This is a genomic window from Burkholderia sp. BCC1644 (genome assembly GCF_902833225.1).
In the GTDB taxonomy this organism is placed as follows: Bacteria; Pseudomonadota; Gammaproteobacteria; order Burkholderiales; family Burkholderiaceae; genus Burkholderia.
The window spans coordinates 29,109-48,223 of the sequence record NZ_CADFEI010000014.1 but is presented as its reverse complement, the minus strand read 5'-3'; the positions used below and the strand labels follow the sequence as shown (position 1 = coordinate 48,223).

The following is a 19,115-nucleotide window of genomic DNA, read 5'->3' as shown; positions in this document are numbered from 1 at the left end:
CCAGCGCGCCGGTCGGGAATGCCGCGGCCGGCGCGTGATGTCGTGCGCGCCTTCGCGTTTCATGTGGGCGATGCGGGCCGGTGAAAGCGCGCCTGCGGAATCTCGGCGATGGCCGTGATTTCGATCAGCAGGTCGGGATGGTAGAGCCGTTCGACCTGAACGGTCGTCGTCACGGGATAGGGCTCGACGAAATACTGCTTGCGGATGTCGCCCGCCTGCATGAATGCGTCGATGTCGGTCGCGTAATGGACGAGCGAGATCACGTCCTGCATCTGCCCGCCCATCGCGGCCAGCACGGCGCGGATGTTGTCGAGCGTCTGGCGTACCTGGGCGCGCATGTCGCCCTGGCCGACAACCTGTCCGTCGCGGTCGAGCGCGACTTGCCCCTTCAGATACACGATCCGCCCGTCGCCCTGGATCACGGCCATCGAGAATGCGCCGAACGGCGCCCAGACTTCCGGCGGATTCAAGGCTTCGGCCATTGCGCGGCTCCGGTGGGGCGGGAACGGGGCGAGCGCCACCGATCGCGGCGCCCGGCTATCGCCGCATTATGGCGGCATTCATCGTCGCCCCGTCCGGTTTGCCGAAAGCGGCCGTGGCCCGGATCGACCTATACTTGCCGTTCCACATCACCGGACCACGCCGTGCCGAACCAAGTTTCAGGGGATCCGTCCGTCGACGATCCCCGTCCGACCCCGCCCGTCCAGCCCGAACTGGAAGACTGCTGCAACAGCGGCTGCTCGCCGTGCGTCTTCGACCTGTATGACGAAGCGCTTGCGCGCTATCGCATCGAACTGGCCGAATGGGAGGCGCGGCAAGCGCAGCGCAAGCAGCACCATTGAACCGGGCGCCGCGCGCGCATTTCCTGTTTCCCGCCCCGGTCGGCCTGCCGGCGAGCTCGTATCCAGGCCGTTCACGCGCCTGCATGCAGCCGACGATGCAGCGGCCCGAGCGCTGTCGACAACGCGATGCACGCCAGCAACACGACCGTCAGCGTGAACATCGACGTCCTGAATCCCAGCACGTAGTCGGCCGCCGCCGGATGCATGCCGAGCCGCGCGAAGAATACGCCGCCGATCGTCGCGGCGCCGACGGCCGCGCCGATCTGCAGCATCGCGCTGACCATGCCGGACGCGACGCCCGCGCGGGCCGCGTCGACTTCCGCGAGCACGATCCGCACGACCGACGGCAGCACGAGCCCTTGCCCGATCCCGATCGCCGCGATGCCTGCATAGAAGCCGGGCCCTGGCGCGCCTTCGCGCGCGAGCGCGGCAGCGAGCGTGACGCCGGCCGCGAGCATCACGAAGCCGAGCGTGAGCACGCGATAGCCGCCGAACCGGCCGACGAGGCGCGGCATCAGCAGCGGGCTCGCGAGGAAGCCGAGCCCGAGCGGCAGGATCGCGAACCCCGACGCGAGCGGCGACCAGTTCAGGCACCCCTGCAGATAGATCCCGTAGCTCAGGAAGAATGCGCTCAGCATGTAGAACAGGAACGCGAGCAGGAGCCCGAGCGCGACGACCGGGTTGCGGAGCAGACGCACGTCGAGCAGCGGATCGCGGCCGCCGGCGAGCCGGCGCGATTCGACCGCCAGCAGCGCACCGAGCATCGGCAGCGTGCCGACGAGGCACGCGATCATCCACAGCGGCCAGCCGGCCTCGCGACCGTGCGTGAGCGGGTACACGAGCATCAGCAGGAACAGCGACATCAGCACCGTGCCCGGTACGTCGATGCGCTGGCCGCGCGGCGGCCGGTTTTCCGGAATGAAGCGCCAGCTGCCGATCAGCGCCAGGATGCCGATCGGCAAATTGACGAGGAAGATCGCGCGCCAGCCGAGCCCGAACGGATGCAGGCTGATCAGCGCGCCGCCGCCGAGCTGGCCGATCACGGCCGCGAGGCCGAACGCGAACCCGTAGAAGCCCATCACGCGCACCTGTTCCTGCGGACTGAACACGCTGCGGATCGTCGCGAGCACCTGCGGCGCGAGGATCGCGGCGAACAGGCCCTGCAGCACGCGGCCGCCGACGAGCACCGTGCCGTTGCCGGCGAGGCCGCACAGCGTCGACGCGAGCACGAAGCCGGCCATGCCGATCATGAACATGCGCTTGCGGCCGTACAGGTCGCCGAGGCGGCCGCCGGTGATCTGCACGACCGCGCTCGCGCACGCATAAGCCGACACGACGAGCTGCAATTCGGCCGGTTGCGCGCCGATGCCGTCGCGGATGGCCGGTAACGCAAGATTCACGATGAAGTAGTCGAGCGGCGGCAGAATGGCGCCGACCAGCAGGACCACGAGCGCCCAGCCGTGATGGCTGCGCGGCGTCGCCGCGGTAGCCGCGCCGGCCGGCGCGCAGGGAGCAAGGGTGGGGTTCGTCATGGAAGCAGGGTCCGAAAAAAATGAGGGCCGTATGTGCAAGCAACGCACGCAGGCCGTTGACCCCGTATTCTGGCGATGGCCTATGGTTCGGAAAAGCGGGAAAGAGTGGTAGCATCCATCGGGTTATTCGATGGATGGAGGATGGCGATGCGTGGTTTCGACCTGGACCAGTTGCGCACGTTCGCGGCGGTCGCGGATGCCGGCAGCCTGTCGGCCGCCGCGCCGCTGCTGCACCTGTCGCAGTCGACGGTCAGCGAGCAGGTGCGCAAGCTCGAATCGCGCGCCGGCGTGCCGCTGTTCGTGCGCAGCAAGCGCGGAGTCGAGCCGACGGCGGCCGGCTCGCGGCTGCTGCAGCACGCGCGGCGCATCGTCGCGCTGAACGAGGCCGCGTTCGACGAGCTGCGCGGGCAGGCGATCAAGGGCGAGCTGCGCGTCGCGATCACCGACTACTACCGCACGAATGAAGTGGCGGGGATGCTGGCGCGGCTGCGGGAGTGCTATCCGCAGTTGAGCCTGCACGTGAGCGCGATGAAGAGCGTGGACATCGAGGCGGCGCACGCGCGGGGGCAGATCGATCTCGGCGTCGTGATGAACATGTCGAGCGGGCCGTTCCGGCCGGCGTCGGCCGATACGCGCCGGGTGCTGCGGCGCGAGCCGCTGTCGTGGGTTGCATCGCCCGCGCTCGCCGAGCAGTTGCCCGAGCCGCTGCCGCTCGTGCTGCTGCCGGACGACTGCCTGATGCATCAGGTGGCCGTGCGCTCGCTCGACGAACAGCACACGCCGTACGTGCTCGTGCACAGCGCGTCGGGTGTCGCGGGGCTGCTGTCGATGCTGGCGGCGGGGCTCGGGGTCGGCTGCCTGTGCGCGTCGGCGATCGGCGACGGTCTGACGCGGCTCGGCGCGAAATACCGGCTGCCGCCGCTGCCGGAAGCGGTGTTTTCGCTGACGCCGCCGATACCGGGCGAACGCGAGACCGTCACCCAGGCGCGCGAGGTGCTGTCGCGCCACTTGCTGATGTAAAACCTTGCCGCGCGACACGCGGCGGCGCGTATCGAGAGGCGCGCCAAGGGACGACAAGCATGAACGACGATCTGAAGAGCCAGATGGCCGAAAGGTTGCAGGATGCGCTGGAACGTGTGGTCGACGAGCGCTCGCTGATCCATTTCCTGCGCGTGCTCGGCCATGACTGGCACAAGGAGCGGCAGCTCGAGGCCGACGTGCCGCCGTCGCCCTACGCCCGCGCCGCGCTCGGCTGGGAAAACCGCGCGATCGGCGAGTACCTGGAGGCGATGGTCGACTGGGCCGAGGCGTCGGAGGAGGGGCTGCGTTTCTACGAGGTGCCCGAGAACCCGTGGCGCCGTATCGCGGACATCCTGTTCGCCGGAAAAAGCTACGAGTAGCGCGGCCCGCGCGATTCACGCGAGCCGCTGTCTATTCGTCGGCCTCGCCATCGGCATACGCCCGCAACCCGTTGGCCAGTGCGTCGAACACGGCGCGGCAGCGCGGGCTCGTCCGCAGGTCCTCATGCATCACGACCCAGGTTTCCAGCCGCATCGCAAGTTCGTCCGGCAGCACGCGCACGATCCGTGCATCGCGTTTCGCGAGTGCCGACTGGCAGAAGCCGATTCCGAAGCCGGCGCGGATCATCGCGAGTTGCGCGAGGTTGCTGTCGGTGCGCAGCGCGAACGCATCGCGCTTCCATAACGGCATCCCGCGCCCCGCCGAGCGGATGAACGGCGTGACCGTATCGAAGCCGATCAGCGCGTGATGCGCGAGCGCGTCGATCGTCGCGGGCGCCCCGTTGTGCGCGAGGTAGTCGTCGCGCGCATACAGCCCGACCTCGATTTCGCCGACGCGCCGCGCGACGAGTGCGTCCTGCGCGGGCGGCGCCATCCGGACCGCGATGTCGGCCTCGCGCTTCAGCACGTCCTGGATGCGGTCGGTCGGCACCAGTTCGATCACGAGCCCCGGATGTTCGCGCCGCAACTGCGCGAGCATCGGCGGCAGCACCTCGACGGCGATCACGTCGCTGGCCGAGATCCGCACGATGCCGCGCACGCCCGCGCCGTGGCTCGCGGCCGCGCGCTCGAACGCAGCGGCCGCGCTGCGCAGCGCTTCCGCGTGGCCGCGCAGCGCAAGCGCCGCCTCGGTCGGCAGCAGGCCCGACGGCGAGCGCGTGAACAGCGTCTGGCCGAACGCGGCTTCGAGCGCCGCGACGTGGCGGCCGGCCGTTGGCTGCGTAATGCCGAGTGCGCGCGCCGCACCGGAAAGCGAGCCCTCCGTCAGCACGGCGAGGAAGGTCCGGTAACGTTCCCAGTTCAAGTCGATGGCCATACATAAATGTATAGATGATCTTCCAGGTTAGGCAATTTATTGTTGACCGCCGGCGCGCCAGAATGCGTCTCACGATGGTTCATTCAAGGGGCGCGGCAATGACGACGAACACAGGCGGGACGCAACGGCAGGCACTCGTGCTCGGTGCGAGCGGCGGGATTGGCGGGGAAGTCGCGCGGCAGTTGCGCGATGCGGGCTGGCAGGTGCGCGCGCTCAAGCGCGGGCTCGATGCGGAGGTCGTGGAGCGTGACGGCATTGCGTGGATGCGCGGCGACGCGCTGGATCGCGAGGCGGTGGTCCGTGCCGCGCGCGGCTGCAGCGTGATCGTGCATGCGGTGAACCCGCCCGGATACCGGAACTGGGCGCAGCAGGTGCTGCCGATGATCGACAACACGATCGCGGCGGCCCGTGCCGCGCAGGCGACCGTCGTGCTGCCGGGCACGGTCTACAACTTCGGCGCCGACGCGTTCCCGGTGCTGCGGGAGGATGCGCCGCAGCATCCGTCGACCCGCAAGGGCGCGATCCGCGTCGAACTGGAGCGGCGGCTGCAGGACGCCAGCGAGCATGGCGTGCGGGCGATCGTCGTGCGTGCAGGCGATTTCTTCGGGCCGCGTCTCGGCAACAGCTGGTTTTCGCAGGGGCTGGTCAAGCCCGGCCGGCCCGTCGCGGCGATCAGCGTGCCGAGCCGCGGCGTCGGCCATCAATGGGCGTATGTGCCGGACGTGGCGCGCACGATGCTCGAGCTGATCGAGCGCCGCGAGACGCTGGAGCCGTTCGCGCGCTTTCATCTGGGCGGGCATTGGGACGCGGACGGCACGCAGATGGCGAAAGCCGTGCAACGCGTCGCGCAGCGGCACGGGATGCGGCCGGCGCTGCGTGATTTCCCGTGGTGGCTCGTCTGGGCCGCGGCGCCGTTCGTCACGACGCTGCGCGAATTGCTCGAGATGCGTTACCTGTGGCGCGAGCCGATCCGGATGGACAATGCGCGCGTGACCGCGGTGCTCGGCCGCGAGCCGGTGACGCCGCTCGATACGGCGGTGGAAGCGACGCTGGCGGGGCTGGGGTGTCTCAAGTGAGCCAGGGCCGTGCCTTGGCCACGCCCGGGCACGGGAAAGCGTCATCGCGAACTGAAGATCCGCAGGACAACAATTCTCCACATACCCGAGCGCGTCCGATGCGCATCATGTCGGTCAACACCGATAAGGAGAGGACGGGGGCGTGATGGGGTATTTCGGATGGAAAGTGTCGGTTGCGGGAGCAATCATGTTCACATTGAGCGGGTGTATCAACCTGGCAGGTGTACTGAACTGCGAACATTCGCAGTTCAACTTCCCGGACTACCAGTGCTTCGAGTCGTACAGGTAGGAACGGGCGCGACGACCGAAAGCCGCCGCGCCCGTGTGCCCCACGATTTCTCATCGCCCGTCATGTGACAATCGGCAACACTTCCACCGCATAACGGTGCCGCAGGCTGCGCCCGAGCACCGGATCGTGCAGCTCCATTTCGAACGCATCGCCGTCGCCCATCGTCGCGATCGCGCCATGCACGGCGACCGTGCCGCCATACATCGCGCAGCGCGCGGGCATCGTGCGGCGGTCGTCGAAGCGATGCCACAGCGCGTCGGGCGCGAGCAGGCTGCTGACCGCGCCGTGCTGGTATGCCGCACGCTCGCCATCGCGCGAGATCAGCCACGAACGCATCTCGATCGCATCCCAGTGCTCCGCGACGTCCGCGTAAAGCCACGCGTCGCGACCGAGCGGTTTCGCGCACACCTGCTTTGACACCGCGACGCCGTATGCCTCGACTTCTCGATCCGTATGATCGGAGCCGACCGTGACCAGCGTGCCGGCCGGGCTGTCGACGAGCACGCACTCGATCTCGCCGCCCGAGCGCGCGCCGAGCACGCCGATCGACGGTGCCTGCGTGAGCAGCTCGGCCGAGACGCGATAGAAGCACGGCGTGGTCGACGGCGGCGCGACGCCGAGCGCCGCGAGTTCGTCGATATGCGCCTGGATCGCGGCCGGGTCGCGGCCGGCCCAGCCGGCAATCACGACGCGCTCGATGTCGGCGTCGACGGCGGCCGGCGCGCCTTGGCGGGAAATCACGTTGAACGACAGGGCTTGCATGCGGATATCCGTTTGAAGTGCGAAGAAAGGAAGCGGCTGACGGCGACGCTCAGTCCTCGAGCGGCCGGTGCGCGGTCTCGCGCGCGGCGAGCAGCGCGATCGACGTGACGACGAGCGCGGCGGTGACGTACAGCGATACGGCCGTCGTCGTGCCCGTCTGCCGGAACAGCGCGGCGATCACGAGCGGTGCGAAGCCGCCGCCGACGATGCCCGCGAGCGTGTACGCGAGCGACGAGCCGGCATAGCGCACGCGGGTCGGGAACTGCTCGGTCACGAACGCGCCCTGCGGGCCGTACATCACCGCGTGGATCACGAGACCGATCGCAACGGCCGCGACGATCGCCGTGGGGCGTGCCGAATCGAGCATCACGAAGAACACGAACGCCCACACGATGCCGGCGATTGCGCCGGCGAGATACACGGGTCGTCGGCCGAAGCGGTCCGACAGTGCGCCGAAGAATGGCACCGCGAGCGCGTTGCACGCCGTGCCGATCATCACGGCCGTCAGTGCAACGGGGCGCGACAGGTGCAGCACGGTCGTCACGTAGGTCAGCGTGAACACGACGATCAGCGCATACAGCACGTCCGAGCCGATCCGCGAGCCGCCCGCGATCAACAGGCGCTTCCAGTGATACTTCAGCACGTCGGCAACGGGCACTTCGGCGGTCGCGTGCGATTCGGCGAGTTGCTCGAACTGCGGCGTTTCGTCGACGCCGCGCCGCAGCCAGAAACCGAACACGACGAGCAGCGCGCTGGCCGCGAACGGCACGCGCCAGCCCCACGACAGGAAGTTGTCGGACGTGGTCGACAGCGTCACGAGTGCGATGCAGCCGGTGCCGAGCAGCGTGCCGAATGACGGGCCGATCTGCGTCCACGACGCGGACAGGCCGCGCCGGTTCTGGTCGCCATGCTCGACCGACAGCAGCACCGCACCGGCCCATTCGCCGCCGAGCGCGACGCCCTGCACGAAGCGCAGCGCGACGAGCAGGATCGGGCTCAGGATGCCGGCCTGCGCATAGGTCGGCAGCGCGCCCATCAAGGCGGTCGTCACGCCCATCAGCACGAGCGTGAGCATCAGCACCGCGCGGCGGCCGATGCGGTCACCGAGGTTGCCGAACACGAACCCGCCGAGCGGGCGTGACACGTAGCCGACCGCATAGGTCGAGAACGCGAGGATCGTGCCGGCCAGCGGATCGACCGACGGGAAGAACAGGTGATTGAAAACGAGCGCGGCGAGCGTGTTGTAGATCGTGAAGTCGTACCACTCGAGCGACGTGCCGATCATGCTCGCGGTCGCGAGTCGGCTAGTGCGGACGCGGCGGGGCGCGTGGGCGGCGGGCTGGGCGAGAGTGCTCATGGTATCGGGCAGGTCGTGACGGATGACAGGAGGAAGCGCACGGCCGGCGTGCCGGCCGTGTGCGCGTGCGGTACGGCGGGCGCCGGCGTTCGGCGTTTGGCGCTCGACGTTCAGGCAGGCAATGCGGCAGCGGCAGTCGGTTCGGCTTCGGCGTCGCGGTGTTCGACCTGCAGCGGCGCGGCAGCGCGCCACAGCAGGTCGAACGTACGGACGTCGTCGTGCCCGGCGAGCGCGGCGGCCACGCGGCGCGTCGTGGCGGCATCGCTGCCTTCGATCAGCACGAGCGCGTCGGCGGCCGGGCGGGCGGCCGCATCGGCGCCGATCGGGGCGGACAGGTCGGGCGCGGTGCGGAAGAGTCGTGCGGCATGGATGCCCGGTTCGTGCAGGGCGTCGTCGAATCGTTCGCGCAGTTGCGGCACGTCGATCTGGTCCGGCGGCAGCACGAACAGCGCGAGGTGCGCGCCTTCACCGTCGCCGGCCTCGATCGTCAGTTCGCCGACGCGCCGCTGCGTGCCCGTCATGCGTTCGAAGTTCGCGAGCGACCACGCGGTCTGCTGCGTGAACGCGCGCCGGTACGCCTCGCCGCGGAACACGTCGAGCGCGTCCGTCACGTACAGCGCGAGGTACTTGCGCGGGCCGCTGTCGGTCGCGCGAAAGCGGCGCGCATGCGTGAAGCCCGGAATTGCGACACGTTCCTGCATGTGCTCGCGGTCGTACCACGCGTTGAAATCGGCTTCGTGCGCGGGGTCGATATCCGTCCAGACGCAAAGCTGGCCGTGCGGAAGGGAAAAGCGTGTCATCGCGGGTTCCTCGTGACGGGGGTATGTCAGGAACCGCAGTTTCCCGAAGACGGGCCGCGCCCGTCCAACAAGAAAACAAATTCGCGGTGAACAGGTTTTCTTATGAGCGGCGCGGGCGGCGTTTCGCGGCGGGGGTGGCCGGTGCGGCTTTCGTCGCGCGCGTTGTTTTTGCCGGCGGATTCGTTTTCGTCCTGGTCGCCTGTCGAGCGGGTGTTGCGTCGACGCGATCGGGCGCGGCCGGTGCGGCCGGCTTCGCGTGGCTGGCGGCGGCCGCCATTGCGCGTGCGACTTCGCTCGCGAGTTCCGCGATGCGCGCGGCCACCGGCAACCCCTGGCTGCGGTACGTCGCGACGAGCGGCAGCGCGGGGAATTCGGGTTCGACGTCGAGCAGTTCGAGTGCGCCTTCGTGCAGCTCGCGCCCGATGATCGCGGGCGGCAGCGCGGCCACGCCGAAGCCGTCGGCGACGAGGCGGATCATCGCGGCGACCGACGTGATGCAGTTGATGCTGGCCGGCCGCTCGACGGCCGCGAACAGCCGCTCGATCGTCGCGTGCGGACCCGAGTGGCGCGAGAAGCTGATGATCGGAAACTCGGCCAGGCGCGCGACGTCGAGCGGCTGGCCGCCGAGCCCGAGGCGCGGGCTCGCGGCCCAGCGCACCGGGAATTCGCACAGCGGCAGGTTCGTGAAGTCGGGGCCCGGCACCGGGTCGGTCTGCAGGATCAGGTCGACGCCGTCGGTGCTGAGCAGACGGATCAGGTGCAGCGTCGTGTCGCTCGTGATCTCGACGTCGAGGCGCGGATAGCGCTCGCGCAGTTGCGCCATCAGCGCGGGGAACCAGCTGTGTACGATCGATTCGATCACGCCGATGCGAATCAGGCCCGCGTCGCTTGCTGCATCGATGTCGCGGCGCATTTCGCCGTCGAGCCGCACGATCCGCTCCGCGTACGCGAGCATGCGCCGGCCCGCGGGCGTGAGCGTGGCCGAGCGCGTGTTGCGGTCGAACAGGCGTACGTCGAACGCCTCCTCGAGCGACGCGATGCGGCTCGATACGGCGGCCTGCGTCGTGTGCAGCTTTTCGGCCGTGAGCCGGAAGTTTTCCAGCTTCGCGAGCCAGACGAAGGTTTCAAGAAACCGGATGTTCATCGATGTCCGAACAGTGAGGCGGCGCCCGGTGGGGCGGCGGGATCGGTCGATGGTAGCGGATTTTTGGCGCGGGGAACCGAGCGGGCGACGCGGCGAGTGCGTCGCGGCGGGTACGGGCGCCCGCAGCCTGGCGCCGGCACGCTGCCTGCCACCGCGCGTCACGCGGGTGGCGGGCCGATATGCGTCAAAGCCGGTCGAACGCGAGCGTCGGCACGTCGACGACCATCGCGCCGCCGTCGGCGACGAGCGTCGCGCCGGTCACGAACGACGCATCCGGCGAGGCGAGAAACGCGCAGACGGCCGCGATTTCGTCCGGTTCGGCGGCGCGCCGCAGCGGCACGTCGGCACTGACGCGTGCGTACGCACCGTCGAGCGTGTCGCCATGCGCGGCCATCAGCGGTTCCATTTCGGCATCGGCCATCGGCGTGCGGACCCAGCCCGGGCACACGGCGTTCGCGCGCACGCCGTGCGGGCCGTAGTCGCGTGCCAGCGAACGCGCGAGCCCGAGCAGCGCATGCTTGCCGACCGTGTAGCCACATACGCCGGGCCCGGCCGCGAGCGCCGCGATCGACGCGACCAGCACGATGCTGCCGCGCTGCGCGATCAGGTCGGGCAGGCACGCGCGTGCACTGACGAACGCGGTGTCGAGGTTCGCGTGCATCGCGTTGCGCCACTGCGCGTCGTCGGTTTCATCCGCGCGGCCGACACCGTGGCCGCCCGCGCACGCAATGAGCGCGTCGACGCGGCCGAAGCGCTCGGCGATGCGCGGCAGGAACCCGGCCCAGTCGGCGGTGCTCGCGGCGTCGCCCGCGAGGATGAGGCCGCCCGTTTCGGCGGCCAGTGCGTCGAGCGGCGCCTGGCGGCGCCCGATCAGTACGACGCGGTCGCCGCGGCTGGCGAAGCGGCGCGCGCACGCGGCGCCGATGCCGGTGCCCGCGCCGGTGATCGCGATCGTGCGGGGTTGCGGGTGCGTCATGTCGTTCTCCGGAAAGGTGTCGTTACCGGCCACTTTAGGCGGCGCCGGCGTGCGACGGTATCGGCCGAAAGGATGAACGAGGGTCGTCCGGACGGCCGGCGCGGTCATGGCCCATTTTGCAAAGGCTGACGATGTGCGGCGCCGAATCGCTCTATCCTCCACATTTTTGCGATAAGTCACGAAAGCCCGGCAAAATAGCGCGGGCGGGCGCGCGCATCGACGCGCGGCGCGTCGGCAGGTCGATTCCGTCGTGCGAGCGGAGCGGCAGGCCGGCAGGATCGGCGCGAGCGTGCATCCGATGCACGGGTATCGCGTCCGCCGATGGATCGTGTCGCCGCGGCGTATCGCCCGGTTGCGCGCTGGCGCGGCCGGACCATCGACAAGAACAGGGAGGGGCCGGCAATGAGGCTGGACGACGAAAGAGAAAGCATGAACGTCGAGGATCGCCGCGGTGCCGGCGGTTTCGGCGGCGGGCGCGGTGCGACGATCGGCATCGGCACGATCGTGGTCGCGCTGGCCGCGTCGTATTTCTTCGGGATCGATCCGCGCGTGGTGCTCGAGGGCGCGTCGGCGCTGCAGGGCCGCCAGCAGCAGGCGCAACCCGCGCCGGCACAACGCCAGGGCGCGGCGGCGAACGATCCGGGCGCAGTGTTCACGCGCAAGGTGCTCGCCAACATCGAGGACACGTGGACAGGCGTCTTCTCGACCCAGCTGCACGCGCAATATCAGGCGCCGAAGCTCGTGATGTTCACGAACTCGACGCCGACCGCCTGCGGCACGGGCCAGACGGCAATGGGGCCGTTCTATTGCCCGGCCGACCGCAAGGTGTATATCGACCTCGGTTTCTACGACGAACTGCGCAAGCGTTTCGGCGCGGGCGGCGATTTCGCACAGGCCTACGTGGTCGCGCACGAAGTCGGCCATCATGTGCAGAACCTGCTCGGCATTTCCGACAAGGTCGACGCGGCGCGCCGGCGGTCGAGCCAGGCGCGCTCGAACGCGCTGTCGGTGCGGATGGAACTGCAGGCCGACTGCTTCGCCGGCGTGTGGGCGAACAACGCGCAGCGCGCCAACCAGCGGCTGATGGAACCGGGCGATTTCGAGCAGGGGCTCAAGGCGGCGGCGGCCATCGGCGACGATCGGCTGCAGCAGCAAGGGCAGGGCTACGTCGTACCGGAAAGCTTTACGCACGGCACCAGCGACCAGCGCGTGTACTGGCTGCGGCGCGGGATGGAGTCGGGCCAGGTGAGCGCCTGCGACACGTTCGCCGCGAACGCGCGCTGAAAGACGGCGCGCGCACCGTCGCGCGCCCGTATCGTCCCGGCTGAACCGGCTGAACCGGCTGAACCGGCCGCCGTGGGCGGGCAGGGACGATTTGCCGATTTGTGCTCACCGGCGCTTTTCGGCGCCGGTAGGCTGGCCCGGACTTCGTTACGCGATCCGTTCGCACGCCAGCCGACTCCATCATGCCGACCCTCTCCGTTCCCGCCGACCAGGACGCCGCCGACTGGCAGCGTGCGCTGCGTGCATGCGTGGATGCGTTCGACGCGTTCGCGAGCCCGTCCGCGATCGTGTTTTATCGGCTCGACCAGAGCGGCGAACCGGCCGATTTCGAGCTGTTCGGGATGCCGGAATCGATGCACCGCACCTATGTCGCACGCTACCGGATGCTCGATCCGCTGCATCCGTCACGCTGCGCGGCGGGCGAATGCGCGGTCGTGACGCTTGCTTCCCAATTGCCTGACGAAAGACGCGAGGCGTCCGCGTACTGGACCCGTTTCCTGCGGCGGCACGACGTGGCCGACGTCGTCGAAATCTGGCTGCGCGACGCGGGCCGCACGGTCGGCGCGTTCTCGCTGCTGCGTTTCGGGAAGGGGGACGCGACCGGCAACAGCACGGCAGGGCGGTTCGCGCCCGGCGAAGTCGACGCGCTCGCGCGGCTGCAGCCGGTGGCCGAAGCCGCGCTGAGCCCGCTGCTGCGCGCGCGGCGCGGGATCCACCGGATCGGCTGCGAAGAGCGTCTGACCTATCGCGAGGAGCAGATCGCGCGCCTCGTGCGCGACGGTTGCTCGAACAAGGAGATCGCGCGCGATCTCGCGCTCGGTCAACCGACGATCAAGACTCACCTGATGCGCATGTACCGCAAGCTCGGCGTGTCGAACCGCACGGAGCTGGTCGGGGCTTTGTTTTTGTAATTGTTCCGTTCGCTGGCCCTTGAGATCGGGCAGTACCATGCGCGATCGTCGTTTCCATAACAACCAAGGGCCCGAAACATGGACGTCGCGATCATTGCCGCTTCGCTTGTGGTCATCGCCTTGAGCATTGCGCTGCCGATTTTCATCATCAGAACGGTCGGAAGCGGGACGTACGATTCGCTGTACTTCCTGATCCCGCTTGCGCTCGGTGTTTACTGGCTGGATTACCAGGCATGCGACTTCCTCGCATCGATGGCGCACGGTTTCAGAAACTAGCCATTCAACGACCGGACTGGCAGTCAGGTGTCTGAACAGCGGTTGTCCGGGCCGATATCGGCCCGGTTTCCGGCCTCGCCCCGCCAGACGCCCCCGCGCGGTTCGAACCCGCCACCTTCCCCCCCCACGCGCTGCCAATTTGCGCTCACCGGGCGTGATCCCTCGTCGATACAGTGGTTCGACGCCCGCGTGCCTCACCGGCACGCGGTCCAGCCACGACAATCCTCGAGACGCCCATGAGCAACACGAACTTCGTCGCCGTCAGCGACACCGTGCGCACCTTCGTTGCGCGCGATTTCGGCCTCTTCATCGACGGTGAAATGCAGCCCGCGCACGCGGCTGCGCGGCTCGACGTGTACGACCCCGCCACGGGCGAACGGCTCGCAACGGTCGCGGATGCCGACGCACACGACGTCGACCGTGCGGTCGCCAGCGCGAAGCACGCGTTCGACACGCGCGTGTGGAGCGGGTTGCGCCCGGCCGACCGCGAACGCATCCTGCTGAAACTCGCCGACCTGATCGAAGGCGACGCCGAAACGCTTGCGCAGCTCGAAACGCTGAACCAGGGCAAGTCGATCCACGTGTCGCGCGCGATCGAAGTCGGCGCGAGCGTCGAATACGTGCGCTACATGGCCGGCTGGGCGACCAAGATCACCGGCCAGACGCTCGACGTGTCGATTCCGTTCCCGCCCGGCGCGCGCTATACGGCCTATACGCGCAAGGAGCCCGTCGGCGTGGTCGCGGCGATCGTGCCGTGGAATTTCCCGCTGATGATCGCGGTGTGGAAGCTGATTCCCGCGCTCGCGGCCGGCTGCACGATCGTGTTGAAACCGTCGCCGGAAACGCCGCTCACCGCGCTGCGCCTCGCCGAACTCGCACGCGAGGCCGGCGTGCCGCCCGGCGTGTTCAACGTCGTCACGGGCGGCCGCGTCTGCGGCTCGGCGCTCGCGAGCCATCCGTCGATCGCGAAGATCTCGTTCACGGGCTCGACCGCGACGGGCAAGCTGGTCGGCGCGGCGGCCGTGCAGAACATGACGCGCTTCTCGCTGGAGCTCGGCGGCAAGAACCCGATCGTGATGCTCGACGACGTCGACGTCGCGCAAGCGCTCGACGGCGTCGCGGCCGGCGCGTTCTTCAACCAGGGCCAGGTGTGCGCGGCCGCGTCGCGCATCTATGTGCACCGCAGCAAGTTCGCGCAGCTGGCCGACGGCCTCGCGGGCGTCGCGCAGTCGATGAAGCTCGGCGCGGGGCTCGACACGACCGCGCAGATCAACCCGCTGGTATCCGCGCACCATCGCGACAAGGTCGTCCAGCACATCGAGGGCGCGCGCCGCGCGGGCCTCACGTTCCTCGCGGGCGGCACGCCGGCCGACGACCTGCCCGGCTACTACGTGAAGCCGGCCGTGATCGCCGATCCGCATCCGGACAGCGCGATCGTGCGCGACGAGGTGTTCGGCCCGGTGATCGTCGTCGTGCCGTTCGACGACGCGGCCGATGCCGTGCGTCTCGCGAATGCGTCGCCGTACGGTCTCGCCGCGAGCATCTGGAGCAACGACCTGAAGCGCGTGATGAACCTCGTGCCGCAGATCGAGGCCGGCACCGTGTGGGTGAACTGCCATATCCCGCTCGATCCGTCGATGCCGTTCGGCGGCTACAAGCAATCGGGCATCGGCCGCGAATTCGGCCAGTACGCGATCGAAGGCTTCACCGAAACCAAATCCGTCTGCATCGCGCACTGACGCGTTGCTCCGATTACGAAAACCGCGAACCTCGGCGATCGAGGTTCAAACGATCCGACAGTGGAGACTGCAATGAGCTACAACGAAGCGAAATTCTGGCATCCGATGGTGCACCCGAACGAGATGAAGCAGCGCAAGCCGATCCGCATCGTGCGCGGCGACGGCTGCTACGTGTTCGACGAAGAGGGGCGCAAGCTCGTCGACGGCGTCGCGGGCCTGTGGAACGTGAACGTCGGCCACAACCGCCAGGAAGTGAAGGACGCGATCGTGCGCCAGCTCGACGAACTCGAATACTTCCAGCTGTTCGACGGCATTTCGCATCCGCGCGCGGAAGAACTGTCGAAGAAGGTGATCGACATGCTCGAACCGGAAGGGATGCGCCGCGTGCTGTACAGCTCGGGCGGCTCCGATTCGATCGAGACCGCGCTGAAGATCGCACGCCAGTACTGGAAGGTGCGCGGCCAGGCCGACCGCACGAAGTTCATCTCGCTGAAGCAGGGCTATCACGGCACGCACTTCGGCGGTGCGTCGGTGAACGGCAACACGGTGTTCCGCCGCAACTACGAACCGAACCTGCCGGGCTGCTTCCACGTCGAGACGCCGTGGCTGTACCGCAATCCGTTCACGCAGGACCCCGAGGAACTGGGCCGGATCTGCGCGGAAATGCTCGAGCGCGAGATCCAGTTCCAGAGCCCCGACACGGTCGCCGCGTTCATCGCGGAGCCGATCCAGGGCGCGGGCGGCGTAATCGTGCCGCCGGCCAACTACTGGCCGCTCGTGCGCGAGGTGTGCGATCGCTACGGTGTGCTGCTGATCGCCGACGAAGTCGTGACGGGCTTCGGCCGCAGCGGCAGCATGTTCGGCAGCCGCGGCTGGGGCGTGCGCCCGGACATCATGTGTCTCGCGAAGGGGATTTCGTCGGGTTACGTGCCGCTCGGCGCGACGGTCGTGAACGCGCGGATCGAGGACGCGTTTGCCGCGAACGCCGATTTTGGCGGTGCGATCATGCACGGCTACACGTATGCGGGCCACCCGGTCGCATGCGCGGCCGCGATCGCGAGCCTCGACATCGTCGTGAAGGAAGACTTGCCGGCGAATGCGGCGAAGCAGGGCGCGTATCTGCTCGAGGCGCTGAAGCCGTTCGCGGAACGCTTCGCGGCGGTCGGCGAAGTGCGCGGCAAGGGGCTGATGCTTGCGCTCGACCTCGTCGCGAACAAGGACACGCGCGAGCCGATCGACCCGCTGTCCGGCTATGCGAACGCGGTCGCGGAAGTCGCGCGCGAGAACGGCGTGCTGGTGCGCCCGGTCGGCACGAAGATCATCCTGTCGCCGCCGCTCGTGATCCAGCGCGAACAGCTCGACCGGATCGTCGACGCGCTGGCGGCCGGTTTCGAGGCCGTGCCGTTCGCATGACCGCATGACGGGGTAGTCGCACGACGGCAAACCTGGGGCGGAGCGTGCATGCCGCTGCGGGTTTGCCGATTTGCGCTATGACCGGATTATTTTGCCTGCGTATTTTTTCGACATCGGATCACGATGTGATCGACAGGGGACCCGGGTACCGAAGCGCTGAAGCGCCGCCCCGGGCCGACCGCAAAGCATGTGGCCTCAGCCGCCGACGAAGCGCCGGTTCAGGCCAGTCAAGGAAGGAGACAAGGATGTCGGGATGGTCAGGAGTGACCGGCGCCGCGGGCGAGTCGCCCGCAGGCTCGCCGGCGGAAGCGGGCGGCGGCATCGGGCTGAAGGCCGGTGCGGTCGGTTTTCCGACCGCGCTGGCGAGCGCCGTCGGCCTCATCATGGCGAGCCCGGTGATCCTCACCGCGACGTCGGGCTTCGGGATGGGCGGCTGGGCGTTCGCGGTCGCGATGATCATCGCGTTCGTGATGATGCAGGCGCAGGCCACCACGTTCTCCGAAGCGGCCGCGATGCTGCCGACGGCCGGCTCGGTCTACGATTACCTGTCGTGCGGGCTGGGCCGCTTCTGGGCCATTACCGGCACGATCTCCGCGTATTTCCTCGTGCACGTGTTCGCCGGGACGGCGGAAACGATCCTGAGCGGCATCATGGCGCTCGTCAACTTCGAATCGCTGAACGCGGCGTTCGAGAAGCACAACAGCTCGTGGCTCGTCGGCGTCGGCCTCGTGGTCACGTTCGCGATCACCAACATCATCGGCATCAAGGTGTTCAGCAAGCTCGAAATCGTGCTGACGGCCGGCATGTGGCTGTCGCTGATGATCTTCGGGATCCTCGGGCTCGCGGCCGCGCCGGCGGTGCATCTCGACGGCTGGTTCGGCGGCTCGGAAGTCGGCACGTCGGTGCCGGCCGTGCTGTCGCTCGTCGGGATGGCGATGTTCATGTTCGTCGGCTGCGAATTCGTCACGCCGCTCGCGCCGGAGATGAAGGCGCCGGGCAGGACGATCCCGCGCGCGATGGCGCTCGGCCTCGTCGGCGTCGCGATCTGCATGTTCCTGTACGGCGCGGCGATTCGCCGCCAGGTCGCGAACGTGCCGGTGAGCCCCGACGGCCTCACGCACCTGCTCGACACGCCGGGCGCGATTCCCGCGTTCGCGTTGCAGGTGCTTGGGCCCTTCGGTCGCATCTGGTTCGGCATCGCGTTCCTGTGCGCGGGCGCCGCGACGATCAACACGCTGATGGCCGGGCTGCCGCGCATCCTGTACGGGATGGCGATCGACGGCGCGCTGCCGCGCTGCTTCGCGTACCTGCATCCGCGCTTCAAGACGCCGGTGGTCGGCATCGTGGCGGCGGCGATCGTGCCGATCTTCCACGCGTGGCTGATCAACGGCAATCTCGACAGCATCCTGCACCTCGTGCTCGCGGCGACCTGCGCGTGGGGCACCGCGTACCTGCTCGTCACCGCGTCGGTCGTGATGCTGCGCATCCGCCGTCCGGACCTGCCGCGCCCGTACCGGTCGCCGCTGTTCCCGCTGCCGCAGATCGTGTCGAGCGTCGGCATCGTGCTCGCGATCTGGTACATCACGCCGCCCGGCATGAATCCGCGCGACATCTACGTGCCGTTCGGCGCGATGCTCGGGCTCACCGCGCTGTACGCGCTGTTCTGGACGCTCGTCGTGCAGCGCCGGCATCCGTTCAAGCCGGTGCCGGTCGAGGAAGTGCTGCGCAACGAGCACGTCGCATCGTGAGGGCCGCGCTCGCCCGCTGGCGCGCGGCGCCCGACGCACCGCCGCCCGGCCATCGGCCCGGCGCGATCGCCGCGCGCGTGCTCGCCGATCTGCAGGCCGCGCGCGACGCCGACGGTGTCGGCGGTGCCACGGCGCGGCTGCCGAACGGCGTGCGCGTGAGCGTGGACGAGCGTGTCGAGCGTCAGTTCCTGATGCATACGGTCAGCGTGAAGGTGGCGGCGACCGCACGCGGTCCGGCCGCGCAGGGCAGTGCCCGGGTGCGGCAGACCGGCTGGCTGCGCAGCACGGGGATCGACGCCATGCCTGCATCGGGATGCGACCCCGTATTCGCCCGCACGCTGACCGCGCTGGTCGCCGAACCGTCGCTGGCCGACGCGCTGCGGCCGCTGCACCTGACCGATTGCACGATCGACGCGTGCGACGGCCGCTGGACGCTCGCGATCGTGCCGTTCGGCGGCAGCGAGGTCGTGAACCGGATGCCGTCGTTTCGCCGCTACGTTCGCCTGACGGGCGAGCAGGCCGCCGCATTGTCGGCGGCCTTGCTTGCGTTCGAAACCGCACTACGCAGGATTTTGCACGGGTAAGCTGTGGCGTTGCGCGCCGGGGGCACCCGGCGGCCGCGTTTAAGGGTT

19 protein-coding genes are annotated in these 19,115 nt (G+C 68.8%); 11 read left to right on the top strand and 8 right to left on the bottom strand.

The genetic code is table 11. The annotated features are described in order from the left end of the window. Nucleotides 1-59: 59 nt before the first annotated feature. The gene (locus HWX87_RS25695) at nt 60-482 is read right to left on the bottom strand and encodes a RidA family protein (protein ID WP_176049898.1); all 423 of its coding nucleotides are present in this window, start codon (nt 480-482) and stop codon (nt 60-62) included. 162 nt (nt 483-644) lie between these two features. Here HWX87_RS25695 and HWX87_RS25690 point away from each other — a divergent pair, with 162 nt between their 5' ends. Next, nucleotides 645-842, top strand: a complete 198-nt coding sequence (locus HWX87_RS25690) for an oxidoreductase-like domain-containing protein (RefSeq protein WP_176049897.1) — start codon at nt 645-647, stop codon at nt 840-842. A gap of 71 nt (nt 843-913) precedes the next feature. Here the strand turns inward: HWX87_RS25690 and HWX87_RS25685 are convergent, their stop codons facing one another. Next, on the bottom strand, nt 914-2,374 hold the full coding sequence (locus HWX87_RS25685) for an MFS transporter (protein WP_176049896.1): 1,461 nt from the start codon (nt 2,372-2,374) through the stop codon (nt 914-916). 147 nt (nt 2,375-2,521) lie between these two features. On the opposite strand from HWX87_RS25685, the gene HWX87_RS25680 reads away from it, so the two are divergent. Both HWX87_RS25680 and HWX87_RS25675 read left to right on the top strand, forming a co-directional pair. Then, the gene (locus tag HWX87_RS25680) at nt 2,522-3,394 is read left to right on the top strand and encodes a LysR family transcriptional regulator (RefSeq protein ID WP_176049895.1); all 873 of its coding nucleotides are present in this window, start codon (nt 2,522-2,524) and stop codon (nt 3,392-3,394) included. 59 nt (nt 3,395-3,453) lie between these two features. Continuing rightward, nucleotides 3,454-3,774 carry a hypothetical protein gene (locus tag HWX87_RS25675; RefSeq protein ID WP_176049894.1) on the top strand — a complete coding sequence of 107 codons (321 nt, stop codon included), beginning with the start codon at nt 3,454-3,456 and terminating at the stop codon, nt 3,772-3,774. Between the two features lie 31 nt (nt 3,775-3,805). Here the strand turns inward: HWX87_RS25675 and HWX87_RS25670 are convergent, their stop codons facing one another. Continuing rightward, nucleotides 3,806-4,708: a LysR family transcriptional regulator gene (locus HWX87_RS25670; RefSeq protein ID WP_176049893.1), complete on the bottom strand. Its 903-nt coding sequence runs from the start codon at nt 4,706-4,708 to the stop codon at nt 3,806-3,808. A 98-nt stretch (nt 4,709-4,806) separates the two neighbouring features. Here HWX87_RS25670 and HWX87_RS25665 point away from each other — a divergent pair, with 98 nt between their 5' ends. Then, nucleotides 4,807-5,784: an NAD-dependent epimerase/dehydratase family protein gene (locus HWX87_RS25665; RefSeq protein ID WP_176049892.1), complete on the top strand. Its 978-nt coding sequence runs from the start codon at nt 4,807-4,809 to the stop codon at nt 5,782-5,784. 349 nt (nt 5,785-6,133) lie between these two features. Here HWX87_RS25665 and HWX87_RS25660 read toward each other — a convergent pair whose 3' ends face one another. The 5 genes from HWX87_RS25660 to HWX87_RS25640 all read right to left on the bottom strand — a co-directional run bounded on the left by HWX87_RS25660 (nt 6,134) and on the right by HWX87_RS25640 (nt 11,112). Further along, nucleotides 6,134-6,835 carry a DUF2848 domain-containing protein gene (locus HWX87_RS25660; protein ID WP_176049891.1) on the bottom strand — a complete coding sequence of 234 codons (702 nt, stop codon included), beginning with the start codon at nt 6,833-6,835 and terminating at the stop codon, nt 6,134-6,136. Nucleotides 6,836-6,884: 49 nt separating this feature from the next. After that, complete coding sequence (locus HWX87_RS25655; RefSeq protein ID WP_176050034.1) at nt 6,885-8,204, bottom strand: MFS transporter; 1,320 nt, start codon at nt 8,202-8,204, stop codon at nt 6,885-6,887. 98 nt (nt 8,205-8,302) lie between these two features. Then, nucleotides 8,303-8,992 (bottom strand): DUF4286 family protein, encoded by a 690-nt coding sequence (locus tag HWX87_RS25650; RefSeq protein ID WP_176049890.1) that lies wholly within the window; start codon nt 8,990-8,992, stop codon nt 8,303-8,305. 100 nt (nt 8,993-9,092) lie between these two features. Continuing rightward, on the bottom strand, nt 9,093-10,136 hold the full coding sequence (locus tag HWX87_RS25645; protein ID WP_176049889.1) for a LysR family transcriptional regulator: 1,044 nt from the start codon (nt 10,134-10,136) through the stop codon (nt 9,093-9,095). A gap of 184 nt (nt 10,137-10,320) precedes the next feature. Beyond that, complete coding sequence (locus HWX87_RS25640; RefSeq protein WP_176049888.1) at nt 10,321-11,112, bottom strand: SDR family oxidoreductase; 792 nt, start codon at nt 11,110-11,112, stop codon at nt 10,321-10,323. Between the two features lie 402 nt (nt 11,113-11,514). On the opposite strand from HWX87_RS25640, the gene HWX87_RS25635 reads away from it, so the two are divergent. The 7 genes from HWX87_RS25635 to HWX87_RS25605 all read left to right on the top strand — a co-directional run bounded on the left by HWX87_RS25635 (nt 11,515) and on the right by HWX87_RS25605 (nt 19,067). After that, nucleotides 11,515-12,396 (top strand): neutral zinc metallopeptidase, encoded by an 882-nt coding sequence (locus HWX87_RS25635; protein WP_176049887.1) that lies wholly within the window; start codon nt 11,515-11,517, stop codon nt 12,394-12,396. 182 nt (nt 12,397-12,578) lie between these two features. Then, nucleotides 12,579-13,307: a LuxR C-terminal-related transcriptional regulator gene (locus HWX87_RS25630; RefSeq protein WP_176049886.1), complete on the top strand. Its 729-nt coding sequence runs from the start codon at nt 12,579-12,581 to the stop codon at nt 13,305-13,307. Nucleotides 13,308-13,385: 78 nt separating this feature from the next. Further along, a complete protein-coding gene (locus HWX87_RS25625; protein WP_176049885.1) occupies nt 13,386-13,583 on the top strand; it encodes a hypothetical protein in 198 nt (65 codons plus the stop codon). 236 nt (nt 13,584-13,819) lie between these two features. Beyond that, the gene (locus HWX87_RS25620) at nt 13,820-15,322 is read left to right on the top strand and encodes an aldehyde dehydrogenase family protein (protein ID WP_176049884.1); all 1,503 of its coding nucleotides are present in this window, start codon (nt 13,820-13,822) and stop codon (nt 15,320-15,322) included. Between the two features lie 72 nt (nt 15,323-15,394). Beyond that, nucleotides 15,395-16,735 carry an aspartate aminotransferase family protein gene (locus HWX87_RS25615; RefSeq protein ID WP_011354541.1) on the top strand — a complete coding sequence of 447 codons (1,341 nt, stop codon included), beginning with the start codon at nt 15,395-15,397 and terminating at the stop codon, nt 16,733-16,735. 245 nt (nt 16,736-16,980) lie between these two features. Next, the gene (locus HWX87_RS25610) at nt 16,981-18,483 is read left to right on the top strand and encodes an APC family permease (RefSeq protein ID WP_176049883.1); all 1,503 of its coding nucleotides are present in this window, start codon (nt 16,981-16,983) and stop codon (nt 18,481-18,483) included. After that, entirely contained in the window at nt 18,480-19,067 is a 588-nt protein-coding gene (locus HWX87_RS25605) for a DUF3156 family protein (protein ID WP_176049882.1), read from the top strand. Before HWX87_RS25610 ends, HWX87_RS25605 begins: the two co-directional genes overlap by 4 nt. Nucleotides 19,068-19,115: the final 48 nt, after the last annotated feature.

Coding starts and splice junctions, on each gene's coding strand:
- HWX87_RS25695 (WP_176049898.1), bottom strand. CDS start 482: ATGGCCGAAGCCTTGAATCCGCCGGAAGTCTGGGCGCCGTTCGGCGCA.
- HWX87_RS25685 (WP_176049896.1), bottom strand. CDS start 2,374: ATGACGAACCCCACCCTTGCTCCCTGCGCGCCGGCCGGCGCGGCTACC.
- HWX87_RS25680 (WP_176049895.1), top strand. CDS start 2,522: ATGCGTGGTTTCGACCTGGACCAGTTGCGCACGTTCGCGGCGGTCGCG.
- HWX87_RS25675 (WP_176049894.1), top strand. CDS start 3,454: ATGAACGACGATCTGAAGAGCCAGATGGCCGAAAGGTTGCAGGATGCG.
- HWX87_RS25670 (WP_176049893.1), bottom strand. CDS start 4,708: ATGGCCATCGACTTGAACTGGGAACGTTACCGGACCTTCCTCGCCGTG.
- HWX87_RS25665 (WP_176049892.1), top strand. CDS start 4,807: ATGACGACGAACACAGGCGGGACGCAACGGCAGGCACTCGTGCTCGGT.
- HWX87_RS25660 (WP_176049891.1), bottom strand. CDS start 6,835: ATGCAAGCCCTGTCGTTCAACGTGATTTCCCGCCAAGGCGCGCCGGCC.
- HWX87_RS25650 (WP_176049890.1), bottom strand. CDS start 8,992: ATGACACGCTTTTCCCTTCCGCACGGCCAGCTTTGCGTCTGGACGGAT.
- HWX87_RS25645 (WP_176049889.1), bottom strand. CDS start 10,136: ATGAACATCCGGTTTCTTGAAACCTTCGTCTGGCTCGCGAAGCTGGAA.
- HWX87_RS25640 (WP_176049888.1), bottom strand. CDS start 11,112: ATGACGCACCCGCAACCCCGCACGATCGCGATCACCGGCGCGGGCACC.
- HWX87_RS25635 (WP_176049887.1), top strand. CDS start 11,515: ATGAGGCTGGACGACGAAAGAGAAAGCATGAACGTCGAGGATCGCCGC.
- HWX87_RS25630 (WP_176049886.1), top strand. CDS start 12,579: ATGCCGACCCTCTCCGTTCCCGCCGACCAGGACGCCGCCGACTGGCAG.
- HWX87_RS25625 (WP_176049885.1), top strand. CDS start 13,386: ATGGACGTCGCGATCATTGCCGCTTCGCTTGTGGTCATCGCCTTGAGC.
- HWX87_RS25620 (WP_176049884.1), top strand. CDS start 13,820: ATGAGCAACACGAACTTCGTCGCCGTCAGCGACACCGTGCGCACCTTC.
- HWX87_RS25615 (WP_011354541.1), top strand. CDS start 15,395: ATGAGCTACAACGAAGCGAAATTCTGGCATCCGATGGTGCACCCGAAC.
- HWX87_RS25610 (WP_176049883.1), top strand. CDS start 16,981: ATGTCGGGATGGTCAGGAGTGACCGGCGCCGCGGGCGAGTCGCCCGCA.